We start from the raw sequence: 11,759 nt of genomic DNA on the forward strand, positions 1-11,759 counted from the left end.
GCCGACGCCTAACAGCCAGCGGCCTACGGCCATCACGCTCATCTCCCCAAGGCCGCCCGCAGCTCCGCCAGCCTTCCCGCGATCGCCGCGTTCGACATCGCCGCGAGGTCAGGCGGGAGCAGCGCGCGCGACGTACACTCGACCGCCGCGATCAGTTTCTGATACTCGATCTCCAGCGGATAGGTGGGCGGCTGGAAATCCTGGATGAGCCCGGCCAGCAGCGCGGCGTTCATGGTCTTGAGGCCTGCCGCGGCCATGCGCCGGCTCGCGCGGACCAGGATCGCCTCGATGTCCGCGGCCGAGAGCGAGGCCGCGTCGCCGAACAGCGTGGCCGGCTGCACGTCCGGCGCCAGCGGGATCTTGAGCCGCCGGCGCAGCGCCTCGAACACGACGGCGCGCTCCTCGGGAGTGGCAGGCGGGAAGAGCGCCAGGTGCTCCTCGGCGCGGCCCTGGCGCTTGAGGTCTACCGGCACCAGGTCGGGCCGGCTCGTCATCAGGAACCAGAGCACCCGGCCGCGGCGGCGCGTGTCGCCCATGAACGCGGCCAGCGACGCGAAGACGCGCTCGCTGACGCCCGAGTCGTGCCCGCCCACGTCACGGCTGCCGAGCGCCGCGTCCGCTTCGTCGATCACTACCGCCACCGGCCCGATCGCGTCGAGGATCCCGAGGATGCGCTCCAGGTTCGACTCCGTCTGCCCCTGCCACATCGAGCGGAAGTTCTGAAGCTCGACCACCGGTATCCCGATCTCCGCCGCGAAGCACCTGACGATGAAGCTCTTCCCCGTACCCACCGGCCCGCAGATCAGGAACCCCATCGGCACCACGTCGAGCCGCCCCTGCCGCAGCGCGTTCGCGGCTTCGCGCAGGAGCGCCTTCGCGTTCTCGTGCCCCGCCACCGCGTCGAGGCCCACGTCGCTCGTCATGAACTCCAGCAGTCCCCCGCTGGACTCCTCGATGAGACGCTTCTTCTCGCGCGTCAGGGCGTCCGGGTCGAGCGCAGCCCCTCCCGCCTCGGCCTCGGCGAGCAGGCTCTCGAGGTTCAGGCGCGTGAGCCCACCCGTGAGCACCGCCGCCCGCCGCGCATCGATCCGCGCGAAGGTGTCCGGCGTGCCGCCCCGGCCCGTGAGGTACGCATATCGTTCCTCCTCGCTCGGCACCGGGACTGCGATCTCGACCGTCCGCGCGTCGGCGATCAGGGAGGCGTTGAGCGACGCCGTGCTCTCGGCGATGAGGCAGAAGGTCACCTCGCGCTGGAGGAAGAGCGGGTCGCTCGCCCAGCGGCGCAGCGTGACGATGGAGCCGCGGTCCTCCACCGACAGCTGGCCCGGCTCGCCCGCGGGCGCGACCGTCTCGCCATAGTCCACGATCACGCAGGCTGAAAAGCGCCGGTTCTCGGTCAGTTGGGCGCGGACGTAGCCCTCCACCAGCTGGAGCGCGCGGTCGGGGTCGCGCGGCTGCGACTGCGCGAGCGTAGTGCCGTTCTGCTTGTCGTAGGCTTTGAGGAGCGTCTTGAAGTCGTCCTCGACGCCGCTGTCGGTGAAGCGGATCCCGGCGCCGCGGTCGTAGGTGACCACTGCGGCGCGGTCGGAGAAGACCGTCTCCGCCAGATACTCGCGCATCGCGCCATAGCGGCGCGCGCCGAGTGGATGGAGGTCACGGACGCCCGGGCCGTGGAGGATGAAGAAGTTCACGGCGCCCTGTTTCATGCGCTTGCGGAGCTTCTGTGCCCACTCGCCCTGGGGCGGGGCGTCGTAGCGCTCGCGCTCGGGTGGCGGGCCGCCGAAGAGCGGCACCGGGTCAGCGCCTCGCCTGGCCGGCGACCAGCGCGGTGGCGGCCTCCGGCGTCGCGTACAACTCGCGAACCTTGCGCAAGAAGCCCTCGGGGTCCTTCAGCTGGTCGAGCACGAACTGGATTGCGCGCTCGTCGTCGCGCGAGGCGATGATCTCCTCGGGGATGTGCCACATCTCGACAAACTTGCGGTTGAACTTGGCGATCTTGCCGGGGTCGTCCACGACCAGGATCCCGTCGGCTGTGGACTCGAGTGCCGCGGTGAGCACCGACAGCGTCTGGCGCTGATCCTGGGCGGCTCGCTGCCGGTCGGTGATGTCGACCAGGATGCCGTGGAAGAGGGTCTCGCCCGATTCCGGGTCCTGGACGGCAGTGCACGCGCGTCGAGGACCGTGCGGATCTCGCCGTCGAGCCGCCGGATCTGGAACTCGAACTCGCGCACCGCGCCGTCGTGCCTCAGCAGCTCCAGCTCCCGCGCCCGCTGCTCCGGGTCCACGAAAAGGTCGTAGGCGGTGAAACGCTTGAACTCGTCCAGCGACGAGACCCCGATCATCTCCAGGAACGCGCGGTTCGCGTCGAGAACCTCGCCCCTGACGTTCGACACGTAGATCCCCTCGCGCAGATTGCCGACCAGGGCGCGAAGTGTCTCGGCGTCGCTGAGGCTTCGAAGGCGGGTGCCGCCGGAGGTGCGGTTCACGGGCCGAATCTGCATTGCGGGGACGGTTTGCGACAGACCGGGCCATGCCTCTGGCCGAAATCGCCGGATGATCGCACCTTTCGTGGACATTCCCTCAACTCATGGCGGTTCTTCGATGTCGGTCCCGGCCCGGCTCATGTGTGGCGTGATCACGGCAACCTGTCTCGCGGTCGTCGCTTGCGGGGCGCAGGCGCAGTCGCTCCCCGCCGACGGCGACAGCGCCCTCGCCCGCCTCAACGTTTCGCCCCGCCACGGGGAGTGGGTGAGAGTGGACGCCGGCGGCGGCGACAGCGTCATGGCGTGGGTGGTGTACCCCGAGCGCCAGGGCCGCGCGCCTGTAGTCGTGGTGATCCACGAGATCTACGGCCTCACCGATTGGATCCGCGGCGTGGCGGACCAGCTCGCGGCGGAGGGGTTCATCGCCATCGCGCCGGACCTGTTGAGCGGGAAGGGGGCGAACGGCACCGGCACGCCGGCCGACCGGCAGGAAGCGGTGCGGCTGGTTCGGGCGCTGGCCCCGGACGAGGTGGCGCGTCGGCTGGCCTCCGCCGCGACCTACGCCACGCGTCTCCCGGCGGCCCGGGATCGGGTGGCGAGCATCGGCTTTTGCTGGGGCGGCTCGACCAGCTTCGCGTTCGCGACCAACTTCGCGAGCCTGCGCGGGGCGGTGGTGTACTATGGCACCGCGCCGGACTCCACGGCCCTTCCGCGCATCAACGGTCCGGTGCTCGGCCTCTACGGCGGCGACGATGCGCGCGTGACCGCGACGGTGGAGCCCACGCGCGGGGCGATGTCCCTTCTCAACAAGCGTTACGATCCGCGCGTGTACGACGGGGCGGGGCACGGCTTCCTGCGCGATCAGGCGGGCCGCGCCGGCGCGAACCGCCGCGCTGCCGAGCAGGCGTGGCCGGCGACGGTCGCGTTCCTGCGGGACGCCCTTGGCCGATGAAGCGGTTACCGCGGGTTGCGCAACGGGTTTTGACTAGCGAGTTTTTCCTCCGCGCGCCGCTAGCTCAATTGGCAGAGCAACTGACTCTTAATCAGTAGGTTGATGGTTCGATTCCATCGCGGCGCATTCCTCTAGCGGCACATCAAACTAGCCCAACTCTTGCCGGTCGGCCGCCACACGGCCACCGACCGCGATCCGGGGTGGCGCTGGACATCGCGGGCGAGGCGAGGAATGTTCTTCCGGTGAGGACCAAGGCGAGGTGCGTATGCCCGTCCAACGCTTGAAGGAGTTCCTCGACGCTAACGGCGTCAAGTACGTCGAGATCAGCCACTCGCCGGGCTACACCGCGCAGGAGCTGGCCGCCGCGGCGCACGTCCCCGGCAAGGAGTGGGCGAAGACCGTCGTCGTGAAGGTGGACGGCCGGCTGGCGATGGCGGTGCTGCCCGCCTCGTCGAGGGTGATCCTCGACCTGCTGCGGCAGGCGACCGGCGCCAAGAACGTCGAGCTCGCGACGGAGCGTGAGTTCGCCGATCGGTTCCCCGGCTGCGAGCTGGGCGCGATGCCGCCCTTCGGCAACCTCTACGACATGGACGTCTTCGTCGAGGAGCGGCTCGCGAATGACGAGGAGATCGCCTTCAACGCGGGCACGTACACCGAGGTGATCAAGCTCGCCTACCAGGACTACCAGCGGCTGGTGAAGCCGAAGGTCCTCAAGTTCGCGACGACGCACTGAGGCCTTGACCGCCGTCGGAGCCGCCGTTAAGTACCATCGTATGATCGATTGTTCCCTTTCACTGCCGGTCCAGCTGTGCGGGTGCTGCACCTGCTGCTGTTGCCCTGCCCCGACGGGAGTGGGGACCGGCTCGTGGGGGATGCGCGCTGTGTAGGCGAGCATCGCCGCTAGAAAGAGCAGAGGCAACCGGCCCACCTCCGAGTCATCGAGGTGGGCTTTTCATTTGGAGGAGGGGCGCGTGGCGGGCAGTCTCGCCGGAGCGACGCACCAGGCACTGACCGTCCCCGGCCGGCGCGAGCCGGCGCTGTGGGGGCTCGTCGGGAACACCCCGATCATTCCGCTCGAGCCACCGGAGGGTCCCGGGTCCGCCCGGCCCGCGCTGCTCCTCAAGGCGGAGTGGTTCAACCCGGGCGGCTCGGTGAAGGACCGCCCGGCGCGGGAGATCCTGCGCAGCGGGCTCGCGATGGGCGCTCTGCCGCAGCGGCGCCTGCTCGACTCGTCCAGCGGCAACACGGCCGTCGCCTACGCGACGCTCGGCGCCGCGGCTGGGATCGGCGTGACGGTGTGCGTGCCCGCCAACGCCTCGCGGGCGCGACGCAACCAGCTCCGCCTCCTCGGCGCGGAGGTGGTCGAGACCGACCCGCTCGAGGGGAGCGACGGCGCCATCCGCCGCGCCCGGGAGCTCGCCGCCGCCGAGCCCGAGCGCTACTGGTACGCCGACCAGTACAACAACCCCGCGAATCCTCGGGCGCACGAGCGCACGACGGGTCCCGAGATCTGGCGAGACACGCGCGGCCGAATCACCCACCTCGTGGCGGGCGTGGGAACGAGCGGGACGCTGGTCGGTGCGGGACGGTTCCTGAAGGCGCGGCGCGCGGACATCCGCCTCGTCGCCGTCCAGCCGGAGGGCCCGCTGCACGGCCTCGAGGGGCTCAAGCACCTGGCGACGGCGATCGCCCCCGGCATCTACGACCCCTCGATCGTGGACGAGACGGTGTTCGTGGCGACGGAGGCCGCGGAGGCGAAGGTCCGCCAACTCGCGCGCGAGCGGGGAGTCTTCGTCGGCTGGTCCACGGGCGCGGCGCTCGTCGCGGCGGACCAGGTGCTCGCGCGCGCGGGCGCGCCGCGCGGCGGGCCGCCGGTCGTCGTGGCGATCGCGCCCGACGGTGGCGCCTCGTACCTCGCCGACGAGCGTCGCCTGCTCGGGGAGCCATGAGCGTGCGGATCGCCCCCGGTGTGCTGGCCGAGATCCGGCGGCACCTCGCCGCGGCGTACCCGAGCGAGGGGTGCGGCTTCCTGCTCGGCACGCGGGGACCAAACGGCAACGTCGTCGTCGACCGCGAGCTTCCGGTCCCTAACCAGCGGGCGGCGGATGGCGGTGAGCGCACGCGCTACCTCATCGCGCCCGACGACTTCCTCACGGCCGAGCGAGAGGCGCGGCGGGCCGGCCTCGTAGTGGTGGGCACGTACCACTCTCATCCCGACGTGCCCGCGCGCCCCTCGGCGTACGACACCGAGCACGCCTGGCCGTGGTGGTGCTACCTCATCGCGTCGGTCGCCGGCGGCGACGTGCGCGAGGAGCGAGTGTGGGAGCTGCGCGACGATCGAAGCGGTTTCGTGGAACGCGAACTCGAAGTGAAGGAGTCATGATATGCCGGTGACCGTGCACATTCCGACGCCCCTTCGGCCTTACGTCGGGGGGCGCGACGTCGTCGAGACGAACGCCGGAACAGTGGGCGAGATCATGGAGCGGCTGGCCGTCGAGCACGCGCAGCTGCGCGCCCATCTCTTCCGCGACGACGGGCGGCTGAGGACGTTCGTCAACGTCTACCTGAACGACCGGGACATCCGTGATCTCGCGCGCGAGGCGACGCGCGCCGCGGACGGCGACGAAGTCTCGATCGTGCCGAGCATCGCGGGAGGGGCGGTCAACGTGGCGACCGCGCTGCCCGAGCTCAACCACGCGGAGATCCTCCGCTATTCGCGGCATCTCATCCTCCCGGAGGTGGGGCCCGGCGGGCAGCGGCGGATCAAGGCGGCGCGCGTCCTGCTGGTCGGGGCGGGCGGGCTGGGCTCGCCCGCGGCGCTCTACCTCGCCGCGGCGGGCGTCGGGACGATCGGCCTCGTGGACTTCGACGCCGTGGACGCGACCAACCTCCAGCGTCAGATCCTCCACGGCACCGCCGCGGTCGGCCGGCCCAAGCTGGACTCGGCAGCCGAGCGGCTCGCGGATCTCAACCCGCACGTGCACGTCGAGACGTTCCCCGTGCGGCTCACCTCGGAAAACGCGCTCGAGATCCTGGGCGACTTCGACGTCGTGGCGGACGGCACCGACAACTTCCCTACCCGTTACCTGGTGAACGACGCCTGCGTGCTGCTCGGCAAGCCAAACGTCTACGGCTCGATCTTCCGGTTCGAGGGTCAGGCGTCGGTGTTCCACGCCGAACAGGGCCCGTGTTACCGCTGCCTCTACCCGGAGCCGCCACCGCCCGGGCTCGTCCCGTCGTGCGCCGAAGGCGGTGTGCTGGGCGTGCTGCCGGGGATCATCGGCAGCATCCAGGCGCTCGAGACGCTCAAGCTGATCCTCGGCGCGGGCGACACGCTCGTGGGGCGGCTCGTCCTGTTCGACGCGTTGAAGTTTCGCTTCCGGGAGCTCACGCTGCGCAAGGACCCCGACTGCCCGGTGTGCGGGCCTAACCCGACCGTGCGCGAGCTGATCGACTACGAGGCCTTCTGCGGGATCGGCGCGGCTCCCGCCTACGAGGGTCCGGAGATCACAGCGACCGACCTGGCGCGCGATCTCAGGGAGAACCCGGACCTCGTGCTCGTGGACGTGCGCGAGATGCGGGAGTGGGAGATCTGCCGCATCCCGGGCGCGCAACTGATTCCGCTGGGCCAACTCCCCGAGCGTCTGGGCGAGCTCGACGGCCATAAGGAGATCGTGACGCACTGCCACAAGGGCAGCCGCTCGATGCGGGCGCTCGAGATCCTGCGGGCGGCGGGCTTCTCGAAGGTGCGGAGCCTCCGAGGCGGCATTGACGCCTGGGCGACGGAAGTGGACCCGTCGGTGCCGCGGTATTGATCGCGTCTCAGCAGGTCACGTGGAACAAGCCGATCGCGCCCTCCGGCGCCTCGTTCCAGGCGCTGAGCGCCTCGGGGGTCGGCAGCAGGCAGACCTCGCAGCGGTGGCGGCTGAGGTATGCTTTCGCCTCCGGCGAGAGGTGGACGTTGCCGTACTGGCCCGAGCCGATGACCAGCAGGCTCGCGGCGTCCTCGAAGATGTGCCTCGCTTCGTCGAGCGAGATCGTGTGCGAGGTGCCGTAGATGCGCTTGGAGAGCTTCTTCTTGCGCTTCTTGACGGCGCCGCCGAGGCGGATCAGGATGTCGTGCTCGTAGCGCTGGCCGTCGATCTCGAGCCACCCGAAGCCGGTGCGATCAAGGTGGGGCCGCATAGCGGAGGGCCTCCGTGCCTGCCTTGACGGTAAGGTTGGATGCTCCGCGCAGGAAGTGCAAGGACGGCGGGCCTCCGATGCGAGAGCCTCCCCAAGAACCGCCGGGCGCTTTGACAGGACAACCGCCGGCCCGCGCGGTGCTGGAGATCGACGGCCTCGGCACGGCGGCGACCGTGGAGGGCGAGATCGCCCTCGGCTGACGGGCGAAGCCGGCGTTAGGAGAGTCGAGAAGACTGACCGAGAATAAGCCAGCTGACTCAGCTCTGCGCACTACGCCGCGGCGGCGAAGGTTCCGCTGGCGCTGCGCTCCCAGACGTAGTCGTAGATGCGGTACGCGAGAGCTTCGGCCTCTTGGTCTGAGAATGGCGGACGCGGCAGCGATTGCCAGAGGTTGTCGAGAATGAAAACCTTCACCTCCGCCTGGGTGCGCGTGTTCTGCGTCCAGTCGTGCATCGGCTTGAGAAGCTCTCGGAGCGACGCAAGCAGGGACCTGCTGGCTTGCTTCAGCCTTTCCCGGTCGGCTTTGCTGATGTTCGCCTTGAAGAGCAGGTCGAACAACGCCAGCTCATCATCAGTCAAGCCTTCCTCCGCCGCGCGCTTCTCTTCAGCGTCGAGGCTGCCGGCAAGCTCGACCAGCTTCGCAAACGTCTGCTCCACCGTCACGCGATCCTTCTCGCGGTTATAGTCGCCGATGATCTCCTGGTATTTCTTGTAGTAGTCCATCCGCATCGGGTTGCTGGCGAGCATCTGCGCCAGTCTCTTCTCAACGACGTCCCGGATGTCCTGAAGCGCGGCGTGCTTGCGCTTTACCTTACTCGCGAACTCGTCGCGGAGCTTGGCGAAGTCGATCTGACTCAGATCCACAGTCAGCCCTTCGGCGTGGTCCTCGCCGGGTTGCTGGGCGCGGATCGCCTCGTTGACGATCTGGTGCAGCTCCTTGAGGAGCGCGGTTACGTCGGCGGTGTCACGTTTCTCCTGCAGCTTCCTGTAGATCGCTTCGATGTTGTCGTGCCGTTCGGCGAAAGCGAACGCGCTCGGCTCCATCAGCAGCGCCTTGAAGCGGACGAAGACCTGCCTCGCCATGATCTCGAAACGGCGCTTCGCCTCGTCTGAGGTGCAGAGCGCGTCCACGGCGTCCCGCAGCGCCTCGATGCGTGCGAAGCCAGTCGCGCCCGCAAGCCGCGACGGGTCGAAGCCCAAGCTCCTGAGATGTTTCTCCGCAGCCTCGATGGCTTGCGATAGAGCGGTAACCAGCTCCTCGATCGGCGCGACAATGTCGCCGCCGTCGCCGCCCTCGGTGTCATCGCCCATCGCGTACTGGGCAAGCGCCTCGCGCAGGCTCTTGAGCATCCCGTTGTAGTCCACGATGACGCCGCAATCCTTGCCTGGATAGACGCGGTTGGCACGGGCGATGGCCTGCATTAGCGTGTGTGCCTTCATCGGCTTGTCGATGTAGAGCGTGGACAGGCACTCAACGTCGAAGCCGGTCAGCCACATGGCGCAGATGATGGCGACGCGGAACGGGTGCTCCGGGTCCTTGAAAGCGTCTTCCACGGCGACCCGCTTGCCGTCGGGCGTCTGGAAGCCGGTCTTCATCACCACGCGATGCGGGATGATGTCGATGTCCCACTTCTGAAAGTCGCGCACCTCGTTCTGCGCTTCGCTGATGATGATCTCGATGATCGTGCTTTCCATCCACTGCACCTGCCCGCGCAGTTGCTCCAGAGTCTTGACCAGACGCTCGCGTTGATCCGGGTCGGACGCCGAGTCCAGCTCCGCTTCCTTGACTGGAATCAGCGCCTCCAATAGGGACAGCTTCGCCTTCCAGCGAGGCTCGATGCGCTGGAACATCCGGGCGCACGTCAGCTTGTCGATGCACACCATCATGGACTTGCCGGTCTCCCAGCGGGTCGAGCAGTGCTCGACGAAGTCCTCGGCAAGTTTGTCCAGGCGGTCGTCTGCGGTGATGACCTCGTAGTCCTGCCCCAGCAGCTTCTCCAGCAGCGCGGTCTGGTCCGGGTCGAGTTCCGCCTCCTCGATCTTGGCGGCGATGCGGTCGTTGAGGTCCAACCGCGCGATACCGAGTTTCTCGCCCCGGTTCTCATAGACCAGCTTGACCGTGGACTGGTCCTCCTCGGAGCGCTTGAAGTCGTAGCGCGACACGTAGCCGCCGAAAATGCGACGGGTGAGGTGGTCATGCTTGAAGAGAGGAGTTCCGGTGAAGCCGATAAACGAGGCGTTCGGCAGCGCCAGCCGCATGTTGCGCGCGAACTTGCCCGCTTGGGTGCGATGCGCCTCGTCCGACACCACGATGATGTCATCCCGCTTGCTGTACGCTTCCTTCACATCCTGGTTGAACTTGTGAATCAGGCTGAACACAAAGCGATGATTCTCGCGGAGGCTTGCTTTCAATGCCTTGCCCGAGCCGGCCCGCGGCGTCTTCTCGTCGGTCACGCCACAGCCGATGAAGGTGCGCCATATCTGGTCATCCAGGTCTTCTCGGTCGGTCATCACAACGAAGGTGAAGTTGCCCGGCACGACGCGTCGTACCTTCTCCGCGAAGAACACCATCGAGTAGGACTTGCCGCTGCCCTGCGTGTGCCAGAAAACGCCCAGGCGACCCAGGTCGGGATGGGCGCGTTCGACCAGGGGCAGAGCCAGACCGGTATCTTTGCCGGTATTCGCTGAGAATGACGGCGGTTTGCGTACGGCTTCAGCGGCGAGAGGCAGTGCCTCAGGCGAAATGTCTGCCGGCAAAGACAGGATCGCTGACGAGTTGCCGCGGTTCACACGGTACACGGGGCGCCGCCTGGTGCGCTCGGGATACTGGCGCTTCAATTCCCCCTGTCGGACAACCGATGCGACCGCACTGTTCACGCCGAGCACTTGATGGTTTCGCGCCACGATCTTGCGCGTCCCGCCCGCCCGGCTGTCGTCGAACAGGATGAAGTTCTCCACCAGATCGAGCAGACGCTCCTTCGCCAGCATGCCGTCCAGCAACACCTCGGCGTCCACGCGACCCTTCTCCCTCTCGTCGTTGCGCTTCCACTCGACGAAGTGCTCCCACATGCTGGTAATGGAGCCGTAGCGGGCATGGTCGCCGTTGCTGATCACGAGAAAGGCGTTGTGGTGGAAGGCGTGCGCGATGCTGTGCTCGTGCAGGTAGTCGGTCAGGTTCTCGTCGAAGCCGGCGCGGATGTTCTTGTAGACCGCCTTCAGTTCGATGAAGACCAGCGGCAGGCCGTTGACGAAGCAGACCAGGTCGGCGCGCCGGTTGTAGTGCGGCACCCGGACGCCCTGAACCTTCAATTCGCGCACGGCCAGGAACCGGTTCTTGGTGGCGTCCCGGAAGTCGATCACCCGCGCCAGCGCGTGGCGTGTCTCTCCCTGCGGATCGCGCCAGTCCACCGGCACGCCGCCCCGCATGAACGCGTAGAAGTCGCGATTATGCTGCACCAGCGAGCGGGCGAAGTCCACGCGCGTGAGCTTCTCGATGGCCTGTTCGCGGGCTGATTCCGGCAGGTCAGGGTTGAGGCGCGCCAGCGCCGCGTGCAGGTCGCGCAGGAGGACGACCTCGCGCTCGGTGGCGCGCCCCAGCGTCCCGTTGGGGCCGAACGTCTCGGTGTTGTAGGCGTAGACGCTCTCCCAGCCGAGCGCGTCACGCAGGTGATCGGCGAAGGTCTGCTGGACCAGCCGGTCTTCGTTGTTGATGTCGGTGATCACGGGGTTCGGCCGAGCGCGGCCGCCACCTCGGCCACGGTTGCGAAGGCCCGGCCCAGATCAAAGGCCGCAAAGTCCGCCGGGCGGAGCACGGGCTTGAGCTCGGTTTCGACCTGCGGGAGAAGGGCATCCAGCCGAGCGCGTGAGACATCGAGGGGCTCGTTTCCGGGAACGGCGAGCTTCTGCCGAACCAGCTCGAGCAGTTGCGCATCGTCCAGGCGAACGCCGAGTCGGCGGACGGCATGATCAATGTCGTAGAAGTCACGGATCGCCACGTCACGGCGGCATAGGGCCGCGCGGAGCTTCTCGGCCATCGCCTCTTGCTGGGAAAGGCACGGCACGCGCAGAGCCGGTACCAGCGCGGAACCGGAAACCGGGTCGAGGAGAAGCGTCTTCGCCTCTCCTTGCACGACGGGCGT

The 11,759-nt window shown here is 68.1% G+C and carries 10 protein-coding genes and 1 tRNA gene; 6 read left to right on the forward strand and 5 right to left on the reverse strand.

Features of this window, described 5'->3' with window-relative positions; genetic code table 11:
* Window positions 1-38 precede the first annotated feature (38 nt).
* Both Q8Q85_01500 and Q8Q85_01505 read right to left on the reverse strand, forming a co-directional pair.
* Window positions 39-1,793: an ATP-binding protein gene (locus Q8Q85_01500; protein ID MDP3772920.1), complete on the reverse strand. Its 1,755-nt coding sequence runs from the start codon at window positions 1,791-1,793 to the stop codon at window positions 39-41.
* Window positions 1,794-1,797: 4 nt separating this feature from the next.
* The gene (locus Q8Q85_01505; protein ID MDP3772921.1) at window positions 1,798-2,058 is read right to left on the reverse strand and encodes a PAS domain-containing protein; all 261 of its coding nucleotides are present in this window, start codon (window positions 2,056-2,058) and stop codon (window positions 1,798-1,800) included.
* 543 nt (window positions 2,059-2,601) lie between these two features.
* Here Q8Q85_01505 and Q8Q85_01510 point away from each other — a divergent pair.
* The 6 genes from Q8Q85_01510 to moeB all read left to right on the forward strand — a co-directional run bounded on the left by Q8Q85_01510 (window position 2,602) and on the right by moeB (window position 7,250).
* Window positions 2,602-3,435 carry a dienelactone hydrolase family protein gene (locus tag Q8Q85_01510; GenBank protein MDP3772922.1) on the forward strand — a complete coding sequence of 278 codons (834 nt, stop codon included), beginning with the start codon at window positions 2,602-2,604 and terminating at the stop codon, window positions 3,433-3,435.
* A gap of 53 nt (window positions 3,436-3,488) precedes the next feature.
* Window positions 3,489-3,561, forward strand: a tRNA-Lys gene (locus tag Q8Q85_01515).
* A 139-nt stretch (window positions 3,562-3,700) separates the two neighbouring features.
* Window positions 3,701-4,168 (forward strand): YbaK/EbsC family protein, encoded by a 468-nt coding sequence (locus Q8Q85_01520; GenBank protein ID MDP3772923.1) that lies wholly within the window; start codon window positions 3,701-3,703, stop codon window positions 4,166-4,168.
* Between the two features lie 238 nt (window positions 4,169-4,406).
* A complete protein-coding gene (locus Q8Q85_01525; GenBank protein ID MDP3772924.1) occupies window positions 4,407-5,384 on the forward strand; it encodes a PLP-dependent cysteine synthase family protein in 978 nt (325 codons plus the stop codon).
* Window positions 5,381-5,818 carry a M67 family metallopeptidase gene (locus Q8Q85_01530; protein MDP3772925.1) on the forward strand — a complete coding sequence of 146 codons (438 nt, stop codon included), beginning with the start codon at window positions 5,381-5,383 and terminating at the stop codon, window positions 5,816-5,818. Before Q8Q85_01525 ends, Q8Q85_01530 begins: the two co-directional genes overlap by 4 nt.
* 7 nt (window positions 5,819-5,825) lie before the next feature.
* Window positions 5,826-7,250, forward strand: coding sequence for a molybdopterin-synthase adenylyltransferase MoeB (gene moeB, locus Q8Q85_01535; GenBank protein MDP3772926.1), 1,425 nt, complete (start codon window positions 5,826-5,828; stop codon window positions 7,248-7,250).
* A gap of 7 nt (window positions 7,251-7,257) precedes the next feature.
* Here moeB and Q8Q85_01540 read toward each other — a convergent pair whose 3' ends face one another.
* The 3 genes from Q8Q85_01540 to Q8Q85_01550 all read right to left on the reverse strand — a co-directional run.
* Window positions 7,258-7,620, reverse strand: coding sequence for an MTH938/NDUFAF3 family protein (locus tag Q8Q85_01540; GenBank protein ID MDP3772927.1), 363 nt, complete (start codon window positions 7,618-7,620; stop codon window positions 7,258-7,260).
* Between the two features lie 270 nt (window positions 7,621-7,890).
* Window positions 7,891-11,343, reverse strand: a complete 3,453-nt coding sequence (locus Q8Q85_01545; protein MDP3772928.1) for a type I restriction endonuclease subunit R — start codon at window positions 11,341-11,343, stop codon at window positions 7,891-7,893.
* Window positions 11,340-11,759: nucleotidyl transferase AbiEii/AbiGii toxin family protein (locus tag Q8Q85_01550; GenBank protein ID MDP3772929.1), on the reverse strand; the 420-nt coding region annotated here is incomplete at its 5' end. The genes Q8Q85_01545 and Q8Q85_01550, both read right to left, overlap by 4 nt.

The organism is Gemmatimonadales bacterium, from assembly GCA_030697825.1.
Classification (GTDB): domain Bacteria; phylum Gemmatimonadota; class Gemmatimonadetes; order Gemmatimonadales; family JACORV01; genus JACORV01.

What these genes read in the sequence shown, in the direction of transcription:
- Q8Q85_01540 (MDP3772927.1), bottom strand. Translation starts at nt 7,620, where the DNA reads ATGCGGCCCCACCTTGATCGCACCGGCTTCGGGTGGCTCGAGATCGAC.
- Q8Q85_01530 (MDP3772925.1), top strand. Translation starts at nt 5,381, where the DNA reads ATGAGCGTGCGGATCGCCCCCGGTGTGCTGGCCGAGATCCGGCGGCAC.
- Q8Q85_01510 (MDP3772922.1), top strand. Translation starts at nt 2,602, where the DNA reads ATGTCGGTCCCGGCCCGGCTCATGTGTGGCGTGATCACGGCAACCTGT.
- Q8Q85_01520 (MDP3772923.1), top strand. Translation starts at nt 3,701, where the DNA reads ATGCCCGTCCAACGCTTGAAGGAGTTCCTCGACGCTAACGGCGTCAAG.